Annotated in this window: 26 protein-coding genes; 15 read left to right on the forward strand and 11 right to left on the reverse strand. The window is 69.7% G+C overall.

Going from position 1 to position 25946, the window contains the following annotated elements; genetic code table 11:
* Positions 1 to 521 precede the first annotated feature (521 nt).
* Entirely contained in the window at positions 522 to 1769 is a 1248-nt protein-coding gene (locus KZQ38_RS35120; protein ID WP_219448348.1) for a coiled-coil domain-containing protein, read from the forward strand.
* A gap of 323 nt (positions 1770 to 2092) precedes the next feature.
* Here the strand turns inward: KZQ38_RS35120 and KZQ38_RS35125 are convergent, their stop codons facing one another.
* Both KZQ38_RS35125 and KZQ38_RS35130 read right to left on the reverse strand, forming a co-directional pair.
* On the reverse strand, positions 2093 to 2752 hold the full coding sequence (locus tag KZQ38_RS35125) for a hypothetical protein (protein ID WP_219448349.1): 660 nt from the start codon (positions 2750 to 2752) through the stop codon (positions 2093 to 2095).
* A gap of 401 nt (positions 2753 to 3153) precedes the next feature.
* Complete coding sequence (locus KZQ38_RS35130) at positions 3154 to 3321, reverse strand: hypothetical protein (protein WP_219448350.1); 168 nt, start codon at positions 3319 to 3321, stop codon at positions 3154 to 3156.
* Between the two features lie 725 nt (positions 3322 to 4046).
* Between KZQ38_RS35130 and KZQ38_RS35135 the strand changes: the two genes are divergently transcribed.
* Complete coding sequence (locus KZQ38_RS35135) at positions 4047 to 4388, forward strand: hypothetical protein (RefSeq protein WP_219448351.1); 342 nt, start codon at positions 4047 to 4049, stop codon at positions 4386 to 4388.
* A gap of 18 nt (positions 4389 to 4406) precedes the next feature.
* Here the strand turns inward: KZQ38_RS35135 and KZQ38_RS35140 are convergent, their stop codons facing one another.
* The 5 genes from KZQ38_RS35140 to KZQ38_RS35160 all read right to left on the reverse strand — a co-directional run bounded on the left by KZQ38_RS35140 (position 4407) and on the right by KZQ38_RS35160 (position 9874).
* Positions 4407 to 5381 (reverse strand): hypothetical protein, encoded by a 975-nt coding sequence (locus KZQ38_RS35140; RefSeq protein WP_219448352.1) that lies wholly within the window; start codon positions 5379 to 5381, stop codon positions 4407 to 4409.
* 111 nt (positions 5382 to 5492) lie between these two features.
* A complete protein-coding gene (locus KZQ38_RS35145) occupies positions 5493 to 7283 on the reverse strand; it encodes a helix-turn-helix domain-containing protein (RefSeq protein ID WP_219448353.1) in 1791 nt (596 codons plus the stop codon).
* A 378-nt stretch (positions 7284 to 7661) separates the two neighbouring features.
* Positions 7662 to 8051: a hypothetical protein gene (locus tag KZQ38_RS35150; protein ID WP_219448354.1), complete on the reverse strand. Its 390-nt coding sequence runs from the start codon at positions 8049 to 8051 to the stop codon at positions 7662 to 7664.
* A 195-nt stretch (positions 8052 to 8246) separates the two neighbouring features.
* Positions 8247 to 9095 carry a GNAT family N-acetyltransferase gene (locus KZQ38_RS35155; RefSeq protein ID WP_219448355.1) on the reverse strand — a complete coding sequence of 283 codons (849 nt, stop codon included), beginning with the start codon at positions 9093 to 9095 and terminating at the stop codon, positions 8247 to 8249.
* Positions 9092 to 9874 (reverse strand): GntR family transcriptional regulator, encoded by a 783-nt coding sequence (locus KZQ38_RS35160; protein ID WP_219448356.1) that lies wholly within the window; start codon positions 9872 to 9874, stop codon positions 9092 to 9094. The genes KZQ38_RS35155 and KZQ38_RS35160 overlap by 4 nt, the downstream gene beginning before the upstream one ends.
* A gap of 286 nt (positions 9875 to 10160) precedes the next feature.
* Here KZQ38_RS35160 and KZQ38_RS35165 point away from each other — a divergent pair, with 286 nt between their 5' ends.
* The 10 genes from KZQ38_RS35165 (at position 10161) to KZQ38_RS35210 (ending at position 20196) form a co-directional block, all read left to right on the forward strand.
* The gene (locus tag KZQ38_RS35165; protein WP_219448357.1) at positions 10161 to 10457 is read left to right on the forward strand and encodes a hypothetical protein; all 297 of its coding nucleotides are present in this window, start codon (positions 10161 to 10163) and stop codon (positions 10455 to 10457) included.
* A 41-nt stretch (positions 10458 to 10498) separates the two neighbouring features.
* Positions 10499 to 10741: a hypothetical protein gene (locus tag KZQ38_RS35170; protein WP_219448358.1), complete on the forward strand. Its 243-nt coding sequence runs from the start codon at positions 10499 to 10501 to the stop codon at positions 10739 to 10741.
* Positions 10738 to 10944 carry a hypothetical protein gene (locus tag KZQ38_RS35175; RefSeq protein ID WP_219448359.1) on the forward strand — a complete coding sequence of 69 codons (207 nt, stop codon included), beginning with the start codon at positions 10738 to 10740 and terminating at the stop codon, positions 10942 to 10944. The genes KZQ38_RS35170 and KZQ38_RS35175 overlap by 4 nt, the downstream gene beginning before the upstream one ends.
* Positions 10941 to 12014, forward strand: coding sequence for a hypothetical protein (locus KZQ38_RS35180; protein ID WP_219448360.1), 1074 nt, complete (start codon positions 10941 to 10943; stop codon positions 12012 to 12014). Before KZQ38_RS35175 ends, KZQ38_RS35180 begins: the two co-directional genes overlap by 4 nt.
* A gap of 27 nt (positions 12015 to 12041) precedes the next feature.
* Positions 12042 to 12368 (forward strand): hypothetical protein, encoded by a 327-nt coding sequence (locus KZQ38_RS35185; protein ID WP_219448361.1) that lies wholly within the window; start codon positions 12042 to 12044, stop codon positions 12366 to 12368.
* Between the two features lie 44 nt (positions 12369 to 12412).
* Positions 12413 to 13684, forward strand: coding sequence for a hypothetical protein (locus KZQ38_RS35190; RefSeq protein WP_219448362.1), 1272 nt, complete (start codon positions 12413 to 12415; stop codon positions 13682 to 13684).
* Between the two features lie 82 nt (positions 13685 to 13766).
* Entirely contained in the window at positions 13767 to 16397 is a 2631-nt protein-coding gene (locus KZQ38_RS35195) for a hypothetical protein (RefSeq protein WP_219448363.1), read from the forward strand.
* Positions 16398 to 16503: 106 nt separating this feature from the next.
* Positions 16504 to 17727: a hypothetical protein gene (locus KZQ38_RS35200; protein ID WP_219448364.1), complete on the forward strand. Its 1224-nt coding sequence runs from the start codon at positions 16504 to 16506 to the stop codon at positions 17725 to 17727.
* A 626-nt stretch (positions 17728 to 18353) separates the two neighbouring features.
* Complete coding sequence (locus tag KZQ38_RS35205; protein WP_219448365.1) at positions 18354 to 19508, forward strand: helix-turn-helix domain-containing protein; 1155 nt, start codon at positions 18354 to 18356, stop codon at positions 19506 to 19508.
* A 232-nt stretch (positions 19509 to 19740) separates the two neighbouring features.
* Positions 19741 to 20196, forward strand: a complete 456-nt coding sequence (locus KZQ38_RS35210; RefSeq protein ID WP_219448366.1) for a hypothetical protein — start codon at positions 19741 to 19743, stop codon at positions 20194 to 20196.
* A 243-nt stretch (positions 20197 to 20439) separates the two neighbouring features.
* On the opposite strand, the gene KZQ38_RS36815 is transcribed toward KZQ38_RS35210, so the two are convergent.
* A complete protein-coding gene (locus tag KZQ38_RS36815; protein WP_257902960.1) occupies positions 20440 to 20562 on the reverse strand; it encodes a hypothetical protein in 123 nt (40 codons plus the stop codon).
* Between the two features lie 134 nt (positions 20563 to 20696).
* On the opposite strand from KZQ38_RS36815, the gene KZQ38_RS35215 reads away from it, so the two are divergent.
* Positions 20697 to 21074 (forward strand): DUF6247 family protein, encoded by a 378-nt coding sequence (locus KZQ38_RS35215; RefSeq protein WP_219448367.1) that lies wholly within the window; start codon positions 20697 to 20699, stop codon positions 21072 to 21074.
* Between the two features lie 22 nt (positions 21075 to 21096).
* On the forward strand, positions 21097 to 21378 hold the full coding sequence (locus KZQ38_RS35220; RefSeq protein ID WP_219448368.1) for a hypothetical protein: 282 nt from the start codon (positions 21097 to 21099) through the stop codon (positions 21376 to 21378).
* A gap of 274 nt (positions 21379 to 21652) precedes the next feature.
* Here KZQ38_RS35220 and KZQ38_RS35225 read toward each other — a convergent pair whose 3' ends face one another.
* A complete protein-coding gene (locus KZQ38_RS35225; protein WP_219448369.1) occupies positions 21653 to 22717 on the reverse strand; it encodes a DUF6744 family protein in 1065 nt (354 codons plus the stop codon).
* 145 nt (positions 22718 to 22862) lie between these two features.
* A complete protein-coding gene (locus KZQ38_RS35230) occupies positions 22863 to 24269 on the reverse strand; it encodes a VWA domain-containing protein (protein ID WP_219448370.1) in 1407 nt (468 codons plus the stop codon).
* A 49-nt stretch (positions 24270 to 24318) separates the two neighbouring features.
* On the opposite strand from KZQ38_RS35230, the gene KZQ38_RS35235 reads away from it, so the two are divergent.
* The gene (locus tag KZQ38_RS35235) at positions 24319 to 24540 is read left to right on the forward strand and encodes a hypothetical protein (protein WP_219448371.1); all 222 of its coding nucleotides are present in this window, start codon (positions 24319 to 24321) and stop codon (positions 24538 to 24540) included.
* On the opposite strand, the gene KZQ38_RS35240 is transcribed toward KZQ38_RS35235, so the two are convergent.
* Complete coding sequence (locus tag KZQ38_RS35240) at positions 24541 to 25722, reverse strand: AAA family ATPase (RefSeq protein ID WP_219448372.1); 1182 nt, start codon at positions 25720 to 25722, stop codon at positions 24541 to 24543.
* Positions 25723 to 25946 lie beyond the last annotated feature (224 nt).

A 25946-nucleotide genomic window follows, 5' to 3' on the forward strand; every position in this document is an offset into this window, starting at 1 on the left:
ACTTCCCCATATGCCGTGTGCTGTGTTCGCAGCGTTAGCAGACCTCGCAGCATTAGCAGCCCTGCGAGAGGTCAGGCACCTGATCAGGTTGAACACTGGAATCAGCCGTAGTTCAACCACCTCGTTCGCAGGCGTCGCAGCCCCGATAGGACTGCGACCGCCGCGAACGCTGCGAGCCGGGGGCGCCACCGCGGGAAGGGAGCTGCCGGAGGAACCCACCCGGCAACCGCGTCTCCGCCACGGCGGGGCAGCAGCATGAGGGGGCTCCCGTGCCTCCGGTCGCCCGGCGAGGAGGGCGTCCCGAACGGGGTGCATGGCGGCGGCCACCGCACACCGCTCGCCGGTCCGAGTTGCATTCACTCAAAATGACGAAACGATACGTGTTACGTCGAAACGAAACAGTCGCTAGACTGGCCGTCATGACGGACCCAATTGAGGCCCCAGAGACCGCAGGAAGCACTGGACAGGATCAGACTGTGCGTCACTGCCGGTACAGCCGGTGTCGGCGGCCGCTGCCGGTCGTGACGCGCCCCGGCCGCAAACCGGAATACTGCGAGGACCGCCGGTGGGAGGACGGCAAGACCTGCAAGCAGATGGGGCAGGCCGAGCAGCGGGCCGAGCGGGCCGCCGGCCTGGACGTGCCGCTGGCCGCGTACCAGGCCGCCACGGAGCGTCTGGCCAGCGCTCCGGCCCTGGCCGAGCTGCGCGACCGCATCGACCGAGTGCTGATCAGTGCCGCCGACGTCGACACCGCCGCGCTGGCGCGGGTCCGCGACGCCGAGGAGGCGATGAGCGAGGCCATCGGCCGGGCTCAGGCCGCCGAGGCCGCGCAGAAGGCCGCGGAGGATCGGCGCGCCGACGCGCTGCGCCAGGCCAAGGCCGACCGCGAGGCACTGGCCGTGGCCGAGCGCCGGGTCCGCGACGCCGAGCGGGAGTTGGAGGAGTCGACGACGGCGGCCTGGCGCAAGGTCATCGAGGCCGAGACCGCCAAGGGTGCCGCCGAGGGGCAGCGGGACGAGGCCAAGGCGAACCTGCGCGCCTACATCGAGCGCTTCGACGAGCTGGCCACGCGCGCCAACGAGCTCACCGACGCCAACAAGAAGCTGACCAGGAATAACGCACGGCTGGAAGCCGAGGCCAAGGCACAGAAGACCGCGTTCGACGAGTTGCAGGAGCGGTGGCTCGCCGACGTCGCCCGCCTGGAGGAACAGCTCGACCAGCAGCGCCGGGCCGCCGAGGAGGGCGCCACGCGCGCCGCCCAGGAGCACGACGCGGCCATGACCACGCTGCGCCAGGAGCTGGACGGGCTGCGAGAGAAGCTCGGCGCCGAGACCGCCCGCGCCGAGACCGCCGAGCGCGACCGCGACACCGCCAGCGACCAGGCCGGCCGGACGCAGGCCCGCGTGGCCGAGCTGGAGGAGCAGGCCGAGCGGCACCGCGAGGAGCTGACCACCCTCCGCGCCCGGATCAAGGCGGTCGAAGAAGCACGTGATCAGGTACAACAGGGCAACGCCACGTTGCAGGCGCACGTCGACGAGCTGCGCGACCAGCTCGGTGCCGCCCGCGGCCGGACCCAGACCCTCGAGGAAGCGGCCGAACGCGACCGCGCCGAGAAGACGGAGTTGCAGGCCAAGCTCGCCGAGGCCGCCGACGCGGCCGCCACGGCCCACCGTGAGCTGGACGCCGTGCAACGCGAGCTGGACGCCGTGCAAGCCGAACGCGACCGCAGGTCGCCCGTCACGGCTGGCGAGCACCAGCCCACGGACTGACCTGTACGGCTCCATCCGATCCTCTGATCAGGCACAACACTGGCAGCGGCCCCCAATCCCGGCCGTCCTCGGGCGTGGGGCTGCTGCGCGTCCAGGTGCGTATCGGCTACAAAAACGGGCGTTTTTGTAGCCGATACGCACCCTGCCTTCGCTAGGGCAGCACGTCCTGCGAGGGCCCCTACAGTGGCAGGTACTCGCGGATCTTGCCCTTGACGTGCGGCCGGTGGTCGCCGAGGGCGAGTCCGGGGTTCGGGAACATCGGAACGAAGGCCAGCGCTAGGCGGAATGCTGCGTTCGCCCACCGACGCGCCGGCACTCCAGTGTCAGCCCGCCTCCCATCTGGTCACTTGCAAGCTGATCGTCGGCTGGGGTTTGTCCTCTGGAGGTCCCCACGGTGCGCCCAGTGCCGCGATGACGGCTGCGGCGACGCGCTTCTCGTCGGTCACCACGCAGAGGACGTCACCCACCTTCATCGTGTGGATGGACCGCTCGCTACCGATCGAATTGCGCAGCGCCGCCGCCTCGCACTCCTGTTTTGTGGGAGTGGTACCGGCCGTGAAGAGGCCGACCGAGCCTGCCGAACCGGGGTAGATGTTTCCTCCGCAGTCGTCGTACTCCAGATCTGCCTGGGGACTCTCCTTCTCGCCGGGAACGCTGCGCGGGAGATCATCGAGGTGCACGTCGACCCCCGCGCTCGCCCCACAACCCGGCGTAGGAACCGTCAAATCGAAGGTCATCGCCGCAACGGGCTGGGCCTTCGGCGCGCTGGTGGGCAAGGATCCGACAGCCGCGGAACTGGTGAGTGACGGCGATCCGGAGCCGGAGGGTGATGCGTTCGTGGGTCCGGAGGAAGGTGTCGAGGACGGGCTCGTGGTCGCCGACCGGTCGCCGGAAGGACGTGTCTCGGCGAGATCCTTCGTCGGTTGCCGGGTGAACCACCAGACGACCGACGCCGTCACGGCGACGGCCACGACCAGGAGCACGGCCACCACCCTAGGCGGGACTCCAACCGACCGGGACGGAGTCTGGTCGGGACGGTCTCCGCCCGCCTTCCACTGTTTCACTGCGGTCGACCCGCCGTCTCTGCGGGCCTGCACGATGCCCGAGGGCCCTTCACCTCTGGGCACCAGTTCCTTGCCGAAGAATCCACCCTCATCGTGGAGGGGCTTCCGCCCCGACGCCTCGTGTCTGGGTCCGGGCGACGCCGGTGGCGTATCGCTGCTGTTCTCGTCGCTCATGATCGGCGGCCCCGATACGGCTCGATGGTCCGACAACGGAGGCTGCGGCTACCCACCGTCATCAGTTGACTGCGCACGGCGAAATGGTGGCACATCCGGCCTAGCCTGTGGAGGCCTTCCGGTAGCAGGCGTGCAGAAAACAACGTCTAGCCGGGGTTGGTGCTGGTCACCGACTTGTGCGCGGTGGGTTGCGCCGTGCCGTCGTCAGCCGCGCCGGGGTGAGGACAGGGCTTCGGTGCCTGGTGGACGGCGGCGAGGCCGGGTTTGACGTAGCGCTGGATGCTGCGCAGGGACTTGTGGCCGGTCTTGGCCATGATGACGTTCGCGGCGGTGTTCGCCTCGCCGAGGTGTGGCGTCGGAGCTGGTGGAGTTGGAGTCCGTCGGCGTAGTGGCCGAGCAGGATGCGGGCGCGGTCGTAGCCCAGGCGTGCCCGGCCTCCGGGCAGAGGCCGGCCGGGTCGGTGGTGGCCAGCCGGTGCGGGCCGGGCCCGGTGCTCCGAGAGCCGACGTACCCAGAGGACGAACCTCAACCCACGATCAGCGCTGCACGTGGCCAGATGGGAGGCGGGCCGACGCCGGCCGGAGTGCGTCGAGTCGTGCCCTCTCCCGCCACCAGGTAGCGCCTCATCCCCGCAGGTCAGGGGTATATCCGGCCCAAATTCAGCCAATACTACGGCGACCTTGGGACAGGCCCAGCAGCCCGTGCGGGCGACCACCGATCAAACTCGCCGATTAGTTTCAGTGATATGTTTTTCATAACTTTGATACGTCGAAACGAAACAGAACCATTCAATTATGATCATAAGTCGATTTTTTCGCCTGAGAAGCCTTGTGAGAGGTCGAAGTAGGCCACGGTGGCTCAACCTACGACTATCTCCACGCGGAGGCTGTAGAGGGCTGTAGAGGACAATGGTTCGCCGGTGGCGGGAGCCTGCTAAGCAGGCTTGCGGGGGGCTAGGGTCGCGGCCGTGGTGTGGGAGAGAGGCGTCTGGGACGCGGGTACGCAGCCGTGGGTTCGCCGGCTGGGTGATGGTTCGCCGGTGTTGTGCTACTTCTGCGGGGAGATCAGCGCGATCGTGTCGATGTCCGATCAGCCGGGGGACACGGGGCGTGTGGAGGTGTACTGCGGCAACTCCGACTGCGAGGCGCGGGAGATCGTCGTGCTGGTGCTGAAGGACGGCACGAGGCAGACGGCGGAGCGCAGCGATGTGCGGGTGCTGCGGATGATCGACGATCCGCGTCGTCGGGGGGTACGTCCGCGGGCGTTGCCAGCGGACTACACGGCTCCCTTGGGTCCGGAGAACTCGGACGTGGTGGCGCGGCGATGGTCAGCGGGTCCGCTGGGTGCGCTGCCGGCCGTGGGGTCGGATCTGGATGACTAGGACCTGAATCCGGTTCGGTCAGCGGGCGTTGTCGAGGAGGTAACGCAGGGTCTGCTGCGGGACGGGGGTGCCGTCGGCCCGGGTGACGGCGGCGGCGAGTTCGGCGGCGGCGCCGACCGAAAGTCGGCCGCGGGCCGTCCGGTAGAGGCGGGCGTTGCGGACGGCTCCGCGTAGCGCCGTGAGGTGATGGTGACTCCGTGGTTCGGCGGCGGCGAACTCGCAGAGCGCGCGGTGAACGGCGGGATCGGCCAGGAGCCTGAGGCTGTCGAACGAGTCCAGGTACTGGTGTTCATCGCGGGTGGGGTCGTCGGCGATGGTGCCGCCGAGTCCGGAGAGCTGGTTGGAGACCTCGTTGATGCGGGCTTCGCGGGCACGGGCACGGGCGACGGGTGTGCCGTAGCGGCGGTGGTTGCGGTCGTAGGCGGCTGTGATCTGCTCGGGGGTCATGGGATTCGTCGGGGTGTCGCGTTGGCCGTCGCCGTAGACACGGTGCATGGCGCCCGCCCACTCGTGGAAGGGTTTGCCGCTGAGGACGGGGCTGGGGGGGACGTGTCGTTTGTTGCTGGCCAGGCTGTCCGGGTCGGCCCGACGCCAGACCCGTAGCCGCTTGTCGATGAAGCTCTCCAGCTCGCCGCGGTGTTTGCCGTCGCCGGTTCCTGCGTGCCATGGCAGCGCCTTGCTGCCGTCGGGGTTGAGGTCCATGGCCCGCACGATCGCGTCGTTGCACCAACCGTGCTGGTAGAGCGGGGTCAGTACGGCGATCAGTGTGCGGAGTTCGCTGTGGGGCCACAGGGTGCGGCTGATCAGGGTGAGCACGGCGGCCTGGACCTGCTCAGGGCTTTCCGGGACGACTTTGCCCGGCCACTCGCGGATCTTGTACATCCAGGGTTGGAGGCGGCCGCGGAATGCGGGGTAGGGCTCGAGGAGTTTGAGGAGCTCGGCGGTGATGATCTTCGCCGCGACGGAGCGCTCGGGGGGTAGCGCCTCCTCCATCGGACCTCCGTCATTCCGGTTGCGTCGGCCCTGATCACAGGGTTGTGGTTGGGGGCCACTGTAGTCCGGCTCGGAGAGGGAAGCCGGAATCGGGCGGGTCTGTCCGGTCGGCTATTTCGACCTGCGTCGCTTGCCGGCTGTCGGGTTCTTGCTGCCGGTCGTGCGGCGGTACACGCCGGTGACGTGCAAGGCACGGTCGTAGGTGCTGAGTCCGTCGCCGTTCGGTGCAGGGGTGAGGGGTACCGGCACCGGTGCGGTGCGTGCGGCCAGTTCGGATCGGGCGGCGTCGAGCTGCTGGCCGAACTTCCTCTGCAGCTCGTCGTGGACGCGTTTGGCGTCGCGGGCACGCTTGGCTGCCAGTGCCCGTTCGAGCTGCTTGGCCGCCGCTGCGCGAACTTCTGCGTCGGGTGCGGTGGCTGTGGTGGTGAGGCGCGGTCGCCTCGGGTGCGGTACCGCGGGGGAACCGAGTTCGCGGGCGACACGGCGGCCGTGGGCGACGATGTGGGCGACGGTGAGTTCGGCGTCGTGGTCGTTGAGCAGCTTGGCGGCCGCGCGGCCGTGGTGCTCGGCGACGGCCTGGCGCACGGCGCGGTTGCGTTGTCGGCCCTGGTAGAAGCCGGGCCGGGGGCGGCCGTCGGCGCGCCAGATGCCGAGCCGGGCCTTGATGAACCACCAGGCGGACTGGGAGTCGGTGGCGTCGGCGTCGCCGCGCCCGATCGGCGTGCCGCCGGCCAGGCCGAACGCGGCCGGGCGGTGGTCCATCGCGTGCACCACGTCGAGGTTGGACCACCCAGCGGTCCAGAACGGCCTGATCGCGGCCCGCACGGCTTTCCGGGTCAACCGGCCGAAGATCGGCAGCCTCCAGCGAAGCCAGGCGGCCGCAACAAGCATCTCGAACCCGCTGGTCGGGACCTTGGTCGCCCAAACCCGAGACGCTTCTTCGTCAAAGCCAGGCGCCCGAAGGGCGCTCGTTTGGTCGTTTCCCCCCCAGTGGTCGGTGACGGGTGCGCCACAGTCATCCACAACGCGAGCCTCGCGCGCGTAACCACCTACCCAAGTCTTTTTTCCTACGGAAAAAAGACTAGTAGGCCACCCCTTTTTGTCCCCATATGAAGCGTGTTCGTGCAGGTCAGCGGCCGCCTCCCTGTCAACGCGCACCCGACGTTCATGCGTCTCCCGGAAGCCGGGGTCGTTCATGATGCGGTCGTAGAGGATCTCGGCCTCACGGGCCTGCCGGGTTCGCATCTCCTGCTCCCACCGCTGCTGCCGGGCGACGTCGACGTCGGTCAGCTCGACCGGGGTCAACTCGTGGGCGGTGATGAGCTGTCGCGCCTTTTCCGTCAGGGCGTCGCGTTCGCAGTCGAACTCGGTCGAGCCGGCTTTGAGGAACAGCCCGCGCACCTTGGCCACGACGCGGGCGCGCAGCTCGGCGGCGTTCTTCTCGGCCTGCTCCGCGGCCTCCTGGGCGGCCTGCGCGGCGATGGACTCCGCAGCCCAGCGCAGCGCCTCGTCGGGCGAGAGCGGGATGCGCAGGGCGTAGACGGCCCGCCGGTTGCCCTCGTCGCGGGACAGGGCGTGGCCGTTGGGCAGCGTCAGCACCATCGGCCTGGTCATCGGCGTCGAGCCGGTCTCGATGACCTCCAGCCACCCGCGCACCCGCAGCTCCTGCAACCAGCGCTGGATGGTGGTCTCCGACAAGCCCGTCTTGACCATCAGCGTGTCCCAGCCCGGCCAGGTCTCCAGGGTGTCCCAATCGGCGTGCAGGGCCAGGACGCGGGCGATGTCCAGGAGGTTGTCGCGGCCGTCGACGCGGATGTCCTGCACCCACTCGGCCCGCTTCAGCGACTGCCGCCAGTGCTTCTGGCCCGACGGATACCGCAAGGGCGCGGTATCGCGCGGCACCGGCCCGATCTCCTCGGCCGACGGCTTGCCACCGTGAGCGGCCCAGCACGGACCGCAGACCACAGCAAAAAGCCTGGTCGCACGCTTGCGACCGGGCTGCACGTGACACGTCACGCATGGGCCGTCGAACGACACACCGGGTGATGCCTGCTGGTGCGGGACTGGCCCAGGGCTTATCCTGGGCATACGAAACGGGACCTCCGTTCTCGTGAGTGCTCCTGGCGAGGGGCAAACAACCCGGCTTGATCACCGGGACATACAGGAGAGATGCAGGTGGGGACCTGTCCTCTCCTCATCGGCAGAGTTGGATGGGGAAGTCCAACTAGCCGGTGCGGGCTTCAAGGCGACTCCGTGGGGACGGGGTCGCCTTTCTCGTTGCTAGGTCATGAGAGCCCCCTGCCGAACTTGTGGGGGCAGCGGCGCTTCGTCGACGTGACGCAGGCCGACCGCGACCAAGGCGGCGATCACCTCGCCGATCGAATGCCGAGTGCTGGCCACCAACTCGTCCACCACGTTCCGGACCGGCCGGGGAAGCCGCGTCCAGGTGGTCACCGTGTTCTGCGAGGGGAAAGACGCGAACACAGCCTCGTTGACGTGCCGGAGTCCTGCCACAGCCAACGCGGCGACGACCTCGCCGAGTAGGCCAGGGTGAGCAGACACGAGCACGTCGACGTCCGCCCGCACCGGCTGGGGAAGCCTCGTGCGGGCGGAGGCCCGGTCGCCCTTGCTGGGCCGACCGAGCGGCCGCTTCGTGCTCATGCCGAACATCTAACACCGTCCCTGTGGCAGGTAGCCAGCGACACGCCGGTTCTTTCGATCCCCTATACATTGCGTAACCGAGCAGGCCATCTACGCAGCTCAGGCAGCTTTCGTCTAGTGAAACAGGACCGCCTGTTGTCATATGTAGAACACCGAATTGACGGCGTTCTATAACACAGGTAATTGCTATCGGAACGACGTCAGCTAGGCGTTGGGGGAGTCCAGGGTGATCACGACGCTGTGGTCCGGCATGTCCGCCGTGACGCTGTAGACGCAGGCCGGGTTCAACCAGCTCAACGGACCGCCGCCGAGCACGTGGGCCGTCTTCGACAGGCCTGTGCCCGCGGCCGCAGCGAACCAGGAGTCGCCGTCTGCCCAAAGCCGCCACGGAAGGCCAGGGACAACTTGGAGAGTGCTTCCTACTCCTTGGCCCGGTGCGTAGTCGACGGCAAGATCCTCGATCTCGTAGGTGCGCTGGTGAGTTCCTACGCCGAAGAAGGCCAAGCCAAGGTCAACCGGATGGTTCGGGGTTGAGGGGAGGGTGACTCTGGCTTGCCGCTCGAACAGGGCGGTCGACTTGCTCCTGTGACCTTCGACCGTACGCACGTGCTGGAACCCGGCGCGCTCGTAGTAGGTGTGCAGGTCGGTGTTGCTGGTCCAGGCGTCCAGTCGAATCCAGGCACGTCCCTCGCGCAATGCGATCTTGTTGGCGTGTTCGAGCAGGAGGGCTCCAACACCGGTACCCGTCGCTCGCGGCCAGGTGATCATGCGGTGCACGATGACCGACTCGGCGAGTTCCTGTTCGTTCCACAGGCCGGGGTTAGTCCAGGTGTCGACGGCGATGGTTCCCGAGAGCTCACCCTGCTCGTCGACAGCCACGTAGGTCTGGCCAGCGGCGATGCTCGCGCGCACGCGGTCAGCGAAGCCTTCGACGGTCAGTCCGACCTGCCACTGGTCGGATCCTCGACCGGCAAGCCAGGTGATGCGTTCCTGGCGCATGGACACGATGGCGTCCAGGTCTGCCGGGATGGCGGGCCGAATGTCGAAGCTCACTTGACCTCGCCCTTCGTGTTCTGCGCTTGAGTGTTCCGGATGACGACGAGACCGGCTTCGTCGCCCTGCTCCCACACGATTCGAACGCGCTCACCGAGGCGCACGACGCGCACGACGCGCGTCACGCGCTCAGTCGTCGCCGCGGTGCGGGTTTGCACGAGCAGAGGCGAGCCGACGGTGACCGACAGGTCAGCCGCGTCCTCGGGGCCGGCGCTCTCATAAGCGATCTCGTCGCTGATGGAGACCTCGATGACACCCCGGTCACGCAGGCGCCGCATGGTGCCTTCGGCGATGTCGTGGGGGGAGTCGATGCCGGTTTCCTTGGCCAAGTCGAGGGAGAAGTAGCTGGTCTCACGGCTGAAGGGCTCACCGTCGACGAGCTGGTGCAGGGTGCGATGGACCACGAGTTCGTCGTGCGCGACGCCTAGGCGGTCGGCGACGTCCGGTGGCGCGATTTCGATCTTCATGTGGAACCGCTTGCTCGGCGTGCGCCCGTTGCGGATCGCGGATTCTTCGAAGGTGTCGCGGCCTTGAATCGGGCGATCGGGCCTTAGCGCGTCGGTGGCGTAGTGAGTGAACCGGCTGGTGGAGCGCACGATGGTGCCACGCTTGCCGTCGAGATAGCCGGTGTAGAGCAGGCCCTGCGTAGTCAGCTCGCTGATAGCGCGACGAATCGTGATCTGACTGACCTGGAACTCGTCGGCGAGATCGACTTGGGGGGGTAGGGCGGTTCCCGGCGGGTAGACGCCGTTCGCGATGCGCTCGCGCAGCGTCTCCATGACCACCTCGTATGCGTGCCGAGCCACCTGGTTCCCCTCGTGATCACCTCTTCGAGCCTTGTGCATACACAAGCACCTCCCTTCGCGCTTGACAACCTGGCCGCTTGCTGTTGTTGTGTATGCACAAGCTACACGGGATACATCACAACGCAAGAGGCCCCATCGGGGGCAACCGATGGGGCCTCAGTACGACCGCCACCTTGGAGAGAGATCGGCCGTGGAACGAATTATCGCAGGTCAAGGAGTACGACGTGCACGTCGTGTGATCAGCACAAAGCCACACCCGATGGACTCGCCCGCGGAGTCCTTGCCGTGGGTCGAACCGACGTTCGAGGACCTCGAAGCCCTCACGTTGCACCTTCGCTTGCAGCAGATGGGCTCGGTGCACAGCGGGCAGCTCGACGCGGCGCTGGACCGGCGCTTGGAGTCGCTGCTGTTGCTGGAGGCCGGGATCGCCGCCGCCGGTGGCCGCCGCGACAGGCTGGCCGTTCGACTGGCACGACGACTGATCAACCGAACGGTGACCGAGTTCCTACAGGGATCCACTCCCAGCAAAACCGCTGCTCAGGCGGTGTCCGCATGAGCCCGCGGCACTCGCGCAGCCGTGCGGCACAGGAGTTCCCTGTGCCCTCGGAGCGTCAGCAGGCCCGCCGGATCGCGCTGATCGTGCTGGGGCTGCTGCTGATGGGAGGCGTTCTGGCGGTGTTGGGGCTGGGCTACGGCACCCCGTCGCCGGTGCTGCTGGCCGTGGCGGGCGCGTCGTTCGCCGGGGCCGTGCTGGGGCTGTGCGGACAGCCGTCGACCAAGTCCACGCATCGCGCTGATCAGGACACCCAGGGCGAGGCATCCGGGAGGGAACGGACATGACCACGACCGGGTGCTCCCACATGCAGGAGATGGAGTTGCTGGCGGCTGCCAGCGACGCCCGGCTGCGCAGCCGGGCGTCCGTGGCATCGATGGAGTCGCTGCGCGACCTCGGGGCCCAGATCGCCCAGCGATGCCGCCAGGAGTGCGGTTCCGGCTCCCCGTACATCGGGCAGGCCGACGCCGAGGAGAACGAGCCGACATGAGCAACGGCACCATTAACGGCGTTCTTCCGGCGACTGCGCCCGCCGTGACGGGGTTGCCGCAGCAGCAGGGCAGCCATGACGAGGCGCTGCTCAGGGAGAACACCGCCCCGACCCCGGTGGCGGCCGACACGGCACCGGACGCAGTGCCGACCGATCGGGTCGAGCGGTCCGGGCGACGCTGGTTCCGGCGCACGCCCCGAGCCGCCGAGCCCGGCGCGACCAAGCCGACCCGACGGGTGCGCCGGCTTCGGGCGGAGCAGGCCGAACGGCATGACCTGCGCATGATGCAAGGCGACTCGGTGTGGGTCGAGGCGGAGTCGCCGCGGGCGATACGGGAGCGGATGAAGTCCGCCGACGCGGAGCGGCTGCACAAGCAGCAGCGTCACCCCGCGCGGCAGGCGCTCACGGCGGCGCGGTGGCGGCGCAACATCACCCTGACCGCCGGGTTCGGCCTGGTGCTGGCGCTGTCGGTGTCCACGGCGAACGTGCAGGACACGGTCGCCGGCGACGCCGAGCCGGGCAGCGGCCGGTGGTTGTTCGCGTGGACGGTCGAGCCGGCCATCGCGATCCTGCTGCTGAGCCTGTTCGCCTACCAGGCGTTCATGGCCACGCGCGGCGAGGTCGTGGAAGACCCGTGGATCCGGCGCGCAGAGAAGGCGCTGCTGGCCACCACCTTCACCCTCAATACCTGGAACTACCTGCCGTTGATCGGCGTGGAGCTGGAACCGTTCGACCCCGTCGCCCTGGTCGCGCACGGCGTCTGGCCGATCCTCGCCGTGCTGATCGTCAACACGCTGCCCCGGATCTGGGCAGGGTTCGCCGACCTGGACCACGGCGGCCCGGTGGCCGATCCCGAGCTGGTCGAGGCCCTGGAGCTGGTGCGCGGCTGGATGGTCGCCAAGCGGCTGCCGGTCAACCCGACCCGCGTCCAGGTCGAGCGCGAGCTGCGGGCCTGGGTCGCTGACGGCGGCCGTCTCGAAGCGTGGGGCAACGCCAAGAAGACCGGGCCGGGCACCCGCCTCGCCCAGCGGGTCCACCGCTGCCTCACCGGCCGCACTGAACTTCTCTGATCAGCACAAACACAGGAGGAACGAACTGTGAGCAAGCTGACCACGGCCGAGGAGGCCGTCAACTTCTGGGCCCCGGAGGGCGCGCGGATCGACCGGATGCTGTCCGACCTGGACGACCTGCTGCCGCAGATCGTCGACGGCGCGTCCCCGATCACCGGCGACACCCGCGAGGACGTCGAGGAGGCGCTCACGCAGGCCCGGCTGGCGATGGACACCGTCCTCGGCGCCTACGCCCGCGTGCTGCACCACGAGAAGACGCTGGTCCAGCAGTACCAGCCGCACGGCGCGGTACAGGTCGTGCACCGCAACGGGCAGGGCGGTTACCCGCCCCAGGGTCAGCCGCGCTGGCAGTAGCAGCCCGATCAACGAGTGAACCCGCTGGAAGGAGGTGGTGACCGGTGACCCAGGTGGACGAGCGGCCCCAGGCCGGGCCTGCGGAGGAGAACTCGAGCGGCGGGCTGGTGGCGTCACGGGCGTCGCTGCTGGCCGCCGGGTCGGGCACCGCGGCGACCGCGACCACGGTGGGCCTGCAGTTCGGGCCCACCGGGCTGGTCGTGGCCGGTGCGGTCGCCGCCGGCACCGCAGTCGGCGCGGCGGCGGTGCGGCGGTTCGCGCCGCGCACCGCCGAGCGGCTGGGCCTGCGTCGTCCGACCGGGACGCCGTCCCGGTCGGCGGCAGGCGGCCGGGCCGGTCGGCGCGGCGGCGCGGGCGGTGAGCGTAAGGGCGGCCGGGGCCTGCTGGGCGCGAACCGGCGGATCGCCGGTGGCGCTCCTCGGCGTGGTGCCGAGGCCAACGCGGCTGGTCGCCGGGGTCTGCTCGGCGGCCGCCAGGGCGCCGGGCCGAAGCGCGGTGTGCTCGGCCGGGGAACCAGGCCGAACGGCAGGTCGTCGACCAGGCCGGCGGGCCGCGGGCTGCTCGGCAAGGGCCGCGGCACGGGCGCTGGCCCTGCGGGGCGTCGCCGTGGCACCGGTCGTCCGGCCGGAACCGGCCGACGTCCCGGCGGCACCGGGCCGACCGGTGGGAAGAAGGGCGGCGGCCTGTTCGGTCGGCGCAAGCCCAAGGGCGGGTCGACCGGCGGGACTGGCGGCGGGTCCGGCGGCGGCCGTGGCGGCAAGCGCGGTCCGGGTCTGCTCAAGCGCCGCCCCCGCAAGGACAAGGTGCTGGTCTGCGACCGCGACCCGCGCGGCTGGGAGAAGACCCGTGTCCGGGGCAACAAGGACGCCGGATGGCGTCGGGTGCCGGTCGACGCGACGAGCACCGACAACTTCGGCTCCGCCAGGGAGCCGGAGGCAGCAGCAAGCACGAGTTGGGAAGGAATCACCATGCCGAACCCCTTCGACAGCCACAACGAGGCGCTGGCCACCGCGACCAGCAACCTCGACATCGAGAACGCCCGCGCGCTGATCGACTGGGTCGACAACGCGCCCGGCGCGGCCGAGACGCAGGCCGCGATGTGGAACGGGCACGCCCACAAGATCCAGGAGCAGATCCTCGTCGCGGGCGAGTTCGCCGAGGCGCTGCACGACTTCGCCGCCACGCAGGCCCGCCAGGCCGAGCGCATCCGGGAGGTGGGCACCACGTTCCGCCGCGCCCACGCCGAGGAGCTGCGCCGGATCAACGAGCCCAAGCCCGGCGAGGACAAGTGGGACATCAGCAAGAACCGCCCGTAGCTGCGGTGGTGCCCGTCCGGCCCCTGATCAGGCCGGACGGGCGCACCGGCACCTCGAGACCCACCGTGAGGAGAGCAGGACCATGAGCACGCCGACCACCACCCGGCCCGTCGCCGAGACGGAGTCCGCCGAGCCTGTTCGCCCGGTCGCGGCGCGGCGGGCGCGGCGTTCTCACCGTCCCGACGCCCCCGCCGTGCCCCACGCGGACCGGCCGACGATCTGGGCGCTGCTGAGGGCGTTCAACCCCGACCAGCGCTGGTTCCACCCGGTCCAGGCCGCCGTGTGGCTGTACGTGCTGGCCGCCGTGCCGATCTGGGCCGGGCTGCCCACCTGGACGCTGGCCGTGGTCGGCGCGGTGGGCACCGCGCTGGGCGTGGTCGCCGCCCGCCGCGGCTACCCGGTCCGGCTCTACGGCCAGGCGCAGCGGCGCAACGCCCTGATCCTCACCGTCACCGCCGGCGTGGCCGCGACCGCCTGGCTGGTGTTCGCCGCGAACGTGCGGCCGACCAACCTGCTCGCCCTGGGCGCCCTGGTGCTCGGCGCGATCCTGTTCGGCGGCGCGTACGCGCTGATCAAGACCCAGGCGCCGGTGCGCAAGGCCGAGGTCGAGCAGCTCCGCGTCGAGCGCCAGGCCGAGGTTGCCGCCGTGGTCGAGCAGGTCGAGCAGCAGCGCGCCTTCAACGAGTGGGAGCAGATCCTCGCCGACGCCAAGCTGCCGGGGCTCACGGTGCGCGAAAAGGTCACCACCAAGGCCGGATACACGCTACGGCTGGGCAACCACCCCACCGAGGGCATCAGGTTCAGCGACCTCAAGGAGGCCCGCGAGAAGATCGCCAACACCGCCTCCCATCGGCTGGGCCTGCGGCTGTCGGCGGAGCAGATCCGGCCCGAGGAGACCGACAGCGCCTCGGAGTTCCTGCTGCACGTGGCCACCACCAACTACTTCGCCACCTCGATCCCCTATCCGCTGGACCGTCCGGTGGGCACCATCCGCAACCCGATCCGGCCCGCCATCTACCAGGACGGCACCGACGTCGAGATCGGGATGTTCGGGGTACACACGGTGATGGTGGGCAGCACCGGCGGCGGCAAGAGCGTGTTCACCAACAACGTGCTGGCCGACACCACCCACTGCCTGGACAACCTGGCCTGGGTCGCCGCCAGCGACAAGCTGATCCCGCTGATCTACCCATGGCTCTACCCGTGGTTCAGCGGGATGACCAACCGCCCGGTGATCGACCGGGTGGCGGGCGAGGCCCCCAAGCGGGTCCTGCTGTTGCTCGCCGACGCCTACAAGGTCATCAAGCTGCGCAACAAGCGCTTGGGCCCGCAGTCGAAGCACCAGCCGACCGCCGAGGACCCGGCGATCACCGTCTTCCTCGAAGAGGCCTCGGACCTGCTGATCGACAACAGCACGGTGACGATCAAGACGTTCGACGGCAAGGAGATGAACGGCTCCCAGCTTGTCAACGCCATCACTCGCGCCGCCCGCTCGGCAGGCGTGAGCCTGTACCTGATCACCCAGTACGGCCTGATGGACGCACTCGGCGCGCACGGCAGTTTCGCCAAGCGCAACATCACCCAGCGCATCGCGGCCAAGACCTTCAGCGCCCACGACGGCCAGGCAACCCTGGTCGGGATGAGCGTGGACACCACCAAGCTGCGCAACCACACCATTCTCGTGCAGCCCAGCACGGACGAACCGCGCGTCATCCCGGCCAAGGCCTACATGCTCGACGGCGTCGACCAGATCGCCCCCATCGCCGCCCGCAACACCGCCAACCAGCCCCGGCTGCCCGCCTGGTTGCAAGCCGAGCTGGGCCAGGCCTACGCCGACCGCTGGAACCCCAAGGACCTGCCCGAGCTGTTCGAGGTGATGAAGGCCCAGGGCTTCGACTGGCCTTCGCTGGGGTTCATCAACGCCGGTGGCGTCGACGAGACGTTCACCGCGCTCATGCAGACCGCGCTCGCGCCCGCCGCGGGCGAGCAGGACCAGGACGGCCACGACGTACAGCAGGCCGTCGAGAACGCCGATGACGAAAGCACCGGCACCACCGCAGCACCGACGAACGAGGAGATCCGGAAGATGCGCAGCACGGCCGACCAGAAGATGGACAACGCGATCGAGCAGTTCCGCAAGTGGGGCTCGCTGGGCGAGACCATGACCAAGGTGTTCGAGGTCATCCGCGCCGAGAACGCCCCCGCGTTCATCCCGGCCGACCGGCTGGCCTTCGTCATCGACCGGGTGGACCAGGACGGCGACTGGGCGGCTGCTGGCCGTGAGCTCGCCGCCGAGCTGGCGGGCAACCCGTGGAAGCTGGAGACCACCACCCAGGACGGCACCGTGGGCTGGACCCGCGAGGCGTTGATGGGCCGCATCAAGGCGTACCTGACCGGCGAGGTGCTGCCCCAGCCCCGGCCGGGCGAGGCGACCGCCGAGCCGATGGCGTCGATCCTGGCCGCCCTGGAGGGCCGCGCCGACGAGGACATGGTCGGCACCGGCGAGCTGACCGTGCTCATCGGGCGGGCCACGGCCGAGGAAGACGAGATGCGGCGCAGGAGCGCGGCCATCCGCCTGGGCCGCGAGCTGGGCGCCGCGCCGTGGTTCCTGGAGGCCCAGCGGGGCCGCGAGGGCTCGCAGTACCAGGTCGGCGCGCTGCGCAAGGCGGCCTCGGACGTGGCCGCGGGCGTCGACCGCACCCCCGCCAGCTGATTCCCCCAGCACGACCTCCCGGAGGGCGGCTCGCCGAGTGCCGGTGAGCCGCCCTCTGCACGTCAGGCCCCCTGTAGCACTCCCCTGGACTCGGGAGACGACCACCATGCCGAACCCGTTCGTTGACTACACCGAGGCGCTGGCCACGGCGACCAGCAACCTCGACGTCCACAACGCCCGTGCCCTGATCGACTGGGTCGACAATGCCCCCGGCGCAGCCGAACAGCAGGCCGCGATGTGGATCACCTCCGCCCGCAGGATCAACGAGAAGATCCTCGTCGCGGGCGAGTTCGCCGACGCCCTGCACGACTTCGCCGCTACCCAGGCCCGCCAGGCTGAGCGCATCCGCGAGGTCGGCACCATCTTCCGCCGCGCCCACGCTGAGGAGCTACGCCGGATCAACGAGCCCAAGCCCGGCGAGGACAAGTGGGACATCAGCAAAAATGACCTCGCAGGCAGTACCCCCAGCAAGATTGCGCCCGCCTCCGCTGCCGAGGAGGCGCCGGTGAGTAGTGCCACACCCTCGGGGCTGCCCTGCGGTGAGCTGACGGTGATCAAAGCCCTTTCCCCTGGTAAACGCGCCGTAGTGGATCTTGTCCAGGACGCGTACGGGCGCGTGGCGATCCGCAAGACCTTCCACCCTGATCCCGACGACAGGATTCGAGCAGACCGTGAGGTCGCCGCGGCGGCGGTGGCCAACGCGGTGGGGATCACCGACCTCGAGGTGCGGCGTGTCGACGACGACACCGTGCTCATGACGTACTTCGAGGGTAAGACCGGCGCGGAACTGGCCTACGCCACCATGTCGCCGGAGGATGTCGCCCTGCTGGATGACGATGCGGCCACCGACGAGCAGGTCGAGGACCCTGAGTGGCTGGCGCGGTGGTCGAAGGCCGATGACGAGTACCGCGCGAACCTGGAGCCGTGGATGCGGGCGCCCGGGGCCAAGGAGATCGGCTTGATCGACTACCTGGCGCTCAACATCGACCGCAACTCCAGCAACTGGATCGTCGGCGATGACGGGGTGGTTCACCCGATCGACCACGACGCGTCGTTCATCGGCGCCATTCAGCAGGTACGAGACGGGCTGGTCGACTTCGACTCACCGTTCATGAAAGCCTGGCTGGCCAAGGATGACGTGGGCGGGCACAGGCGACCGGATGCTCTGGTCTCGCCATTCAGCCGGAGTCATCTGGAGCAGGTGATGGAACGCCTGGAAGACGCCAAGCCCGCACTGGACAGGATTCCTCCCGTCCGCGGGGTCGGCACCTACGACCTGGTGCGCCAGCGGCTCGAGTGGCTGATCGAGGCGTGCGACGCGACGACCTGATCCCGACCACGCCCATCACACAACGTCACAACAGAGGGCGGCCCGCCGACGTTGCGGGCCGCCCTCCGCTCTTGTCACCACCTGCCACGACCGGGTCCTGATCTGCCACGGAGCACCTGCCACACCTGCCACCTGCCACGCGGCCGTGACAAGTCCGGTGGCATGACAACCAACGCTGTTGATCTGCGAAAAGCCGAGTTCGTGGCAGGTGTGGCAAGTCGTGGCAGGTCACGCACCTGCCACAGCGGAAAAGGCCCCCCTCCCCACGTCAGCGGCCCGCTACCCCTGTTTCGCGGCTGAAGGCCCGTCACCTGTCACGCACCTGCAACCACTTGCAACACTGGAAGAGCGGACCAGAACACACCCGGCCCCGATGATCACCCACAGTCAACAACAGCTCCGACTGGGCAGAGGGCTTCACCGGTTGACCACGACAGTGCGCCGCCCGCCAATCTGACGGGCGGGGCACCGTCGCACGGCAAGACCCCCAGGTCCCGCACCATGCCGGATTGGCGGTCGGGTACGTACGCGCAAGGGCCTACGCTGGATGAACACGGTTCCTACTCGCGGTGGTGATCCTGGTGGAGACGATCGGCGACCGGATCCGGGCGGCGCGCGGGGACCTCATGACCCAGCGCGAGCTCGCCGAGGCGGCTGGGGTGAGCGTGAAGTTGGTCCAAGCCTTGGAGCAGAACGACCGGATGACCTCCTCGATCGGCAGTCTGGTCAAGATCGCCGATGCGCTCGACCGCGACCCAGGCGATCTGCTGGGGCGGCGGCGCAGCCTGCCCTCGACTGCGCACACCGGCGTGCAGGAGGTGCTGCGTGCGCTCACGCCGGTCGACGACCTGCTGGGCGAGGTCGTCGACGAGGGTCAGGACGAGGACCTGGCCGACGTCGACGCAGTCCGGCGCGCGGTCGACTACGCCTGGGGCCTGTACTGGTCGGGGCGCTACGAACCGCTGATAGGGATACTGCCAGCCGCCCTGGCGCAGCTGGCCGCCGCCGGGCACGCCGCCCCGTCCACCGGCGCGGCCGCGATGCACGAGTTGCGGGCGCGCGGGCTGTGGGTCACCGCGTGCGTCCTGGTGCACCTGGGCCACCCGGCCGGGGCGTACCTGGCCGTCCGCCAGGCCCTCGACGCCGCCGGGCACGGCACCGACGATTTGCTGGACGCGGTGTTGCGCGGCTCGCTGTCGTGGCAGATGTTGGCGCAGGGCCGCTACACCGAGGCCACGGGGCTCGCGCTGCGCACCGCCAAGGCTCTCGAACCCGAAGGCGGCACCGGTGCCGCCTCGCCGCAGCGCCGCTCGGTGTACGGATCGCTGCTCATCAGCGCCGCGACCGCCACCGCCCGTGGGGGCAGGGCCGCCGCGGCCGCCGAACTGCTCGACGAGGCCGGACGCGTGGCTGCGCTCGACGGGGACCGCACCGACTACGAAAGCCCATTCGGCCCGTCCCAGGTGGTCATGCAGACCGTGGACGTCGCCGTGGTCACCGAGGACTACGACCAGGCCGTCATCGCCGCGCGCGCCATGCCGCGCGCGGCGGCGCTGCCGCTGGCCGCCCGCGCCCGCCACCTCACCGACGTCGCGCTCGCCCGCACCCAACTCGGCGACCTGACCCACGCCCGCGACACCCTGCTCACGGTGCACGCGATGGCCCCGGACTGGATGGCCCACCAGCACCTGCCCCGCCAGGTGCTGGCCGAGCTACGGCTGCGCGACCGCAACCCGCGGCTGCGTGACCTGGCCCGAGCCCTCGGCGTCACCGAGAACTGACCGGCACCATCACCGCTGTGGTCGGAATGGTCACCCTGGTCGCCTCCATGCCCTGACCACGTCATCCGTTCAGGTAGTCCCACATCCTGTGGGACCGGACCTGACCTGGCCTTTCCTAACGTCGCGGCATGGAGTGGATGGTGGTCGCCGCCCTGGGCTTGGCGGTAGTGGGCGTTGTGGTGTGGCTGACGTTGCAGGTCGGGCGGGGTGGGCGGTGACCGGCGAGTACCCGTTGCACCGCGCGCTCGACGCCTTCACCGGTGCTGGCTACCCGGTTTTCACCTACGGTCCCGGCACGATGGACGGGTTCGTCACGGCCGGGCGCACCGCGACGCAGGGCCTGATCGACTCGCTGACCCGGCGCAGCGCCGCACGCTGGGAGCAGGCCCGCGCCCTCGCCGTCGAGGTGGACCTTCCGGCCCGCGTGGTGCACACGATCATGGAACGCGTCGACCACGCCGCCGTTCACGGCGAAACGCTCGAGGACATCCTCGGCTACCTCAACGCCCGCCGGATCAACGACCGCGACGACTGGCCCGGCGAACCGGTGCTGCGCATCGCCGCGGCGATCCGTCCGGAACCCCCGGCCGGGACCGACCGCTCGATCAAGCCCGACGTACCTGCTCGGGCCATCGACCGCAACCAGCCCCGCGGGGGCCAGGAACCGCCAAGTCAGCCAACCGGATGAACCGCGGATCAACGATCCGATCACAGACCAGGTCACCTGTCGGTGACCACCGCGGCGGCGAACCCTCGGTGTCGTCTTCTTGATCCAACGGTTGGTCTTCCTGCCCTTCCCTGGCTGGAGCGGGTTCCGGTTGGAGCCCTGTCGCCCCCAACCGGATCCGGGATGGGGGTGACGCCGCAGTGGATCAGGAGACCGGCCTGGAACGCGAAGCCGACGCCGTGCGCGGGGAGCCTATCAACGGCGTCAGGCAGAAAACGCGCCCATGAAGCGGTCCGACAGGTGGCGGCGCGACCACGCGCTGGCCGTGCGCACGGCCGTGGCGCGGTGTTCGGTCGACACGTCGGCGAGCTGCGCGAGGACGGGCACCTGGTCGACCTGGTGGAGATCCTGCTCGTGTTCGCAGGGTTCGCACGACTGCGAGGATTGCGAACAGTGGCTCTCGTTCCGCTTCCCGTTGCCGCTGGCCCGCCGGAGGCTGCCGACGGCGCTATCGTGTCGACATGGCCTCTCCCGCCGCTCCCCTGCCCGAGCCCGGCCGCACGCCGGACGGCGTCGAGCCTGCTCCGGAGTGGACGGCCGACCGGGACGCCGCTGCGGCGTTCGGCTCACCGGAGGCGATCCGCGCGGCCCTGCTGCCCGAGCAGCAAGGCGAGTTCGACGCCGCGTACGACGCGGCGCTGACCGCGGCCAGGCAGACACTGCGCCTGGACCAGCTCCACCACGTGCTGAGGGTGTGGCGCCGGGTGGCCTGGCTGACCCGGCAGGATCCCGACGCGCAGCGGCGCGCCTTCACGGCCGCCGCCGAGGTCGCGCGGACCGGCGAGTCCCGACCCGGCAGCGTGTCCTGGACCGACCTTCGCGCCGAACTCGGCGTCTGACCAACCGGTGGTCTGACTCCTCGTGGCGTACGCGCTCGACATCGACCCCGCCGCGCGCGAGCAGATCCGCGCCCTGCCTGTCGACGCCCTCGCTGCGCTGGTTCGGGCCTTCGAGGTGCTGACCCTCGTGCCCGAGCGCGGCGATCCGCTCAACCCGGCCAACCCCGACGGCGCGGTCCGGCAACTGGTCTTCGACGAGGGCAAGGGCCTGATCACCTACCTGCTGCTGAGCGACCAGGACCGGGTCGACGTGCTGGTGGTGACGTGGGTGTCATTCGAATCCCCAGGCCCCGACCGGGGCTGACGGGCCGCCCGCGCCGATGCACAGGTGTGTCTCTGGTGTTCCTGCACATGAGTCTGGGATACCAGTGGATCCCCTGCACCGACCTCGGCCCGCCAGTTCCCGGTGTGCACGGGGTGGCGGTCTAGAAAGACCCCCAATGTGATCCCCCGTATGCACCCTCGACGGAAGTGCCCATACGGACGGATGATCACAACTTTCCCCTGATCAGGATGCACGAACGCTCGCAGAGTTCGCATCCCCGCGAGCCCTGCGAGCGTTCGCGGCTCTCCCGGTCCTAGTCCTCCTCGTCGTCTTCGCCGCCACTGGCCAGCAGGCCGCCCAACTGCGCCTTGACGAGCGTCAGGGCCGCGTCGGTGTCGTCGAGGCTGGTCGACAGCAGGCTGGAGTGCTCGGCGGTGGCGGCCTGGAGGTCCTGGAAGCGCCCGTAGAGCTTCTGGATCACGGTGGAGTTGGCGCCGGTGGCCTGGGCCTCGGCGATCTCGTGGGCGAGCTTGTTCAGGTCGTCGGACGCCCGGCTCGTGAATGCGCTGATCACCATCTCGCGCATCTCTTCCTGGTCGGGCAGGGGGACGCGGGTCAGGCTGCTCTTGGCCCCGAACCGGCTGACCAGCGCCCGCAGCGCGCCCAGGGTGTCGGCGTGCTGGCGGTGCACGAAGTAGACGCCCCCGGTGGGCCGCACGCGGATCGGGTTGAGGTGCTCGATGTAGTTGCGGACCACGGTGCGCAGCTTGTCGCCGGTCATGAAGGCACAGCGGTGGCGATAGAGGTTCTCCACCTCACCCAGCAGCTCCCTGACCCGGAGCTGCTCGCCCTCAGGGAGCGCGGTGATGGACGTCTGGTCCGGGACGATCCGCAGGTCGCCCGCGCCGGCCTCGTCGCGTTCGTTGTCGCGGAGGAACACCAGGTCGGCCATGTGCGGGTCGTAGTCGAGTTGGGTCTGCTCCTCGTCCCGGACCTCGCGCACGACGTGGCGGACGATCTTCTCGCCGTCGCGGCGGACGTGGCGGATCATCAGCGTGGCCTTCGTGCTGAGCATGTTGCGGCGCTGGATGGTGCGCCAGTCCGCGGCCGGGTCGTCCAGGGCGTAGGTCAGGCGCACCCCGTCCGGCCCGGTGACCTTCTCGAAGGCGTCGATGGGCCTCAGCTCGCCGGGCAGGAAGTCCTCGTCCAGCCCCAACTCGGCGAACCAGGTCTTCAGGTTGTTGTGGCTGACCTTGCCGTCGAACACCGAGTACAGGACGAGGTGGCCCAGCAGCGGGGTCTCCCCCGACTCCAGTGCCGCGGTGTAGGCGTCGAACCCGGCATCGCCGGTCTGAAGATCGGTTCCGGGCTGCCCCATCGTGATCCCTTCTACAAAAACGGCCGTTTTTGTCATTAACAGGGTAGTGGCTCGAAGCTGGTTACGCGAGTATGAGCTGATAGAAAAGCGCGAGAGCTGAGAACACTGCGAGGAATGCGACTGCTCGCACCCCTCGCAGTTCCGGCTAGATCGTGCGGAACAGGTCGGCGGTGTCGTCGGGCTGGGTGAGGTCGTCGACGGCCCGCAGGTTGTCGCACAGGGCGTCGAGGACACCGCCGGGCTCGGTGGCCGACCGGGGCGCCCGCACGGCGATGCCGAAGGTGCGGAAGTCCAGGCGGGCCTTGGCGTCGTTCCAGGCACGCATCCAGTTCTCGTCGACCTCGCATTCGCCGTCGGTGATCAGGACGATGTCGCCCTTGGCCTTGCCGTCGGCGTTGAACTCGGCTTCCAGGATCTCGACGGCGGTCGACAGCGGCGTCTGGAAGTAGGTGCCGCCAGCGAAGAAGTGCTCTCCCAGGTCGATCAGGTCGGTGATGGCGACGGGTCGGCCGGCGGGGAAGCGGATGACGTGCAGTTCGTTGGCGCTGGCGAACAGCACGGCCACGAAGTCCCGGCGCGGGTTGGCGTTGCGGGCCTGGTCGAGCAGGGCCAGGGCGGCGGCCTTGGCCCACGCTTCGCCGCTGATGCCGTCGCGGCCGCGGATGGTCATCGACCAGGAGCAGTCGACGCAGGCCACAATGGCGCCCTGGCCTGTGTTCTCCTCGCCGCGGGTGTCGTAGAGCATCAGCCCGGCCTCGGCGTACTTGGCGGCGAACACCGCCCGCAGCTCGGGCACGCCGAGTTGGGCGATCTCCGAGGGAATCACCCGTGACAGGTCGTCGCCGAGGGTGATCCCGACGTACTCGCCCGGGACGTGCTCGACGCGGCGAGCGCGCTGGGCGGTGGCCATCTGCCGGAACCGGCCGACCAGCGCGGCGAACTCCCCGAGACGGCCGTCGCGCAGCCGCTGGGCCAGAGCGGCACGCTCGTCGAAGTCCATGCGCTCCAGTTGGCCAGGCCCCACGCCCCAGGCGGCCATGAGCGCGGCTTCCTCGCGGGCCTGCTCGGCCGCGTCGGCTGCGGCGGCGCGGGCCAGCGCCCGCACGCCGGGCGCGGCGGCGGCCAACGCCTGCTCGGCGCTCCCGGCGGCGTCGACGGCGGTCTGGTCGGCGGTCTCGGCGGCGGCGATGGCCTGCTCGACGGCGTCGGCGGCCTCGACGGGGACGGTGCCCTCGTCGGCGGCGTCGGCGGCCCGGTCCAGGGCGGCGGCCACCGCCGCGGCGGTGTCGGCGGCCTCCTGCTCGGCCTTGGCCTGGGCGTCGGCGGCGTCCTGGGCGTCCTGGGTGCGCTCGAGGATCCGGCGCAGCGCGTCGGCCTGGGCGAGCACGGCCATCGCCGCGGCGACCGGGTCGCCGACGGTCTCCCGGCGCAGTTCCTCCCACTCCGGGGAGCCCAGCAGCGAGGTCACGACCTGGTGGTTGACCAGGTGTGCGGGGTCCATCCGGTCGCGCTCGTGGACCTGCGGGGCTGCCTTGTAGGCGGCCAGCCACACGTCGCGCAGCAGGTCGGTGGTGTGGTCGCAGCAGGTCGGTGGTGTGGTCGTGGCGCTCGGCCAGCTCGTCGGCCAGTTCGCGCAGCGGCGCGGCCTGGTCGTGGATCTCCCGCCAGCTCATCTGGTCGAACCGGTCGGCGGCCACGGCGCCGACCTCCTTCGGCGCGGCCGGCGTCTCGGCCAGGCCAAGCCACCGGCCAGCCCGCCGGGCCAGGTCCTTGAGCTTGCTCACCGCACCCATCGTTGTCCCTCCTTCCGCTGTCGTGCCTGATCAGACCTGTCCGGCGACCATGCTGGCGTCCACGCCCAAGGCTTCGACGAGCACGCGGGCGTGCACGGCCTTCTGGCGGGCGATCACCCGGTCCACGGTCGCGGTCGACCGGCTGGCGGCCACGGCCTCCTCGCGCATCGTGGCCAGGCGCTTGCCGGCGCGGGCGAGCTTCTTGTTGGCCTCCTTGATCGCCCACTCGTTGAGCTTCTCGCGGGACTGGCCGGCCTTGGCGTCCAGCTCCGCCTCCAGTTCGCCCACCGCGTCCTCCAGGTCCAGCGCCTCCTTGGCGTCCGGGGACACCAGGGTCAGCACCTCGCGCTCGACGGTCGGCCGCTGGGCGGGAGAGTCCCACAGCACGGTGGTGAGGATGGCCAGGTCGGTGTCGGCCACCTCGTCGCGGCCGTCCAGCCACGCCGACGCCTGCAACAGCCGCACGGCCTGCCGCCACCGGCGGTCGCTGGTGACCAGCTCGGCGCGGCGCAGCGCCACGCGCAGCGTGCTGATCGAGTCGACCACCGCGTCCGGAACCCCGACCGCGGGCACGTCGACCTCGACGGCCTGGCGCAGTTCCTCCAGCGTCACGGTGGTCCGCGTGGTCGGGGCCTTCGTGTCGACGGCGGAACGGATCAGGGCCGCGAAGTTGGAGGGATCGGCCAGGTAGCCGACCTCGACCCGCACCAGCAGCCGGTCGTAGATCGCCGCCAGGTCCTCGCCGCTGGGCAGCTCGTTGGATGCGGTGATCGCGCTGATCAGCGGGCACTCGATCGGCTCGCCCCCGGCCTCCGGGTGGTAGGTCCGCTCGTTGAGGAACGCCAGCATCTCGTTGAGCGCGGCCGAGGAGCACTTGAAGATTTCGTCGACGAACGCGATCTCGCACTGGGTGGCCCGGCCCTCGAACACCTGCCGGTACTCCCCGCGCGACAGGGCGCCGACGTCCACGGGCCCGAACAGCTTCTTCGGGTCGGTGAACTTCGACAGCAGCACCTCCCAGTAGCGCGCGTCGCTGATCCGGGACGTCAGCTCGCGGGCGAGCTGCGACTTCGCCGTTCCGGGCGGCCCGAGGACCAGGGCGTGCTGTCCGGCCAGCACGGCGACCACCAGGGCGCGGATGACTTCCTCGCGCTCGTAGAACTGCTCACCCAACTCCCCCACGATCGTCCGCAGGCGCTCTGCCGTGTCCATCGGGCGACTCCTCTTCTGCCAAAAACGGCCGTTTTTGTTGTTGCCGCAGACGTTAGCAGAGCTGCGAACGTTCGCACTCCTGCTAACGGGTAAACATTCGGGGGACCTTTAACCACTGGTCAAGATGTGCGAACGTTCGCAGAGATACAGCGCAACGGGGCGCTGATCGTCGGAGCGCAGCGAAAGCTCGGGCTTACGGGTGCGGGGTCCGGTTCTCCCTGTCG

The organism is Saccharothrix obliqua (assembly GCF_019375475.1).
Classification (GTDB): Bacteria; Actinomycetota; Actinomycetes; order Mycobacteriales; family Pseudonocardiaceae; genus Actinosynnema; species Actinosynnema obliqua.

Coding starts and splice junctions, on each gene's coding strand:
- KZQ38_RS35130 (WP_219448350.1), bottom strand. CDS start 3,321: ATGGCCAAGACCGGCCACAAGTCCCTGCGCAGCATCCAGCGCTACGTC.
- KZQ38_RS35140 (WP_219448352.1), bottom strand. CDS start 5,381: ATGGAGGAGGCGCTACCCCCCGAGCGCTCCGTCGCGGCGAAGATCATC.
- KZQ38_RS35150 (WP_219448354.1), bottom strand. CDS start 8,051: ATGTTCGGCATGAGCACGAAGCGGCCGCTCGGTCGGCCCAGCAAGGGC.
- KZQ38_RS35160 (WP_219448356.1), bottom strand. CDS start 9,874: ATGGAGACGCTGCGCGAGCGCATCGCGAACGGCGTCTACCCGCCGGGA.
- KZQ38_RS35165 (WP_219448357.1), top strand. CDS start 10,161: ATGGACTCGCCCGCGGAGTCCTTGCCGTGGGTCGAACCGACGTTCGAG.
- KZQ38_RS35175 (WP_219448359.1), top strand. CDS start 10,738: ATGACCACGACCGGGTGCTCCCACATGCAGGAGATGGAGTTGCTGGCG.
- KZQ38_RS35180 (WP_219448360.1), top strand. CDS start 10,941: ATGAGCAACGGCACCATTAACGGCGTTCTTCCGGCGACTGCGCCCGCC.
- KZQ38_RS35195 (WP_219448363.1), top strand. CDS start 13,767: ATGAGCACGCCGACCACCACCCGGCCCGTCGCCGAGACGGAGTCCGCC.
- KZQ38_RS35200 (WP_219448364.1), top strand. CDS start 16,504: ATGCCGAACCCGTTCGTTGACTACACCGAGGCGCTGGCCACGGCGACC.
- KZQ38_RS35205 (WP_219448365.1), top strand. CDS start 18,354: ATGACCCAGCGCGAGCTCGCCGAGGCGGCTGGGGTGAGCGTGAAGTTG.
- KZQ38_RS35215 (WP_219448367.1), top strand. CDS start 20,697: ATGGCCTCTCCCGCCGCTCCCCTGCCCGAGCCCGGCCGCACGCCGGAC.
- KZQ38_RS35225 (WP_219448369.1), bottom strand. CDS start 22,717: ATGGGGCAGCCCGGAACCGATCTTCAGACCGGCGATGCCGGGTTCGAC.
- KZQ38_RS35240 (WP_219448372.1), bottom strand. CDS start 25,722: ATGGACACGGCAGAGCGCCTGCGGACGATCGTGGGGGAGTTGGGTGAG.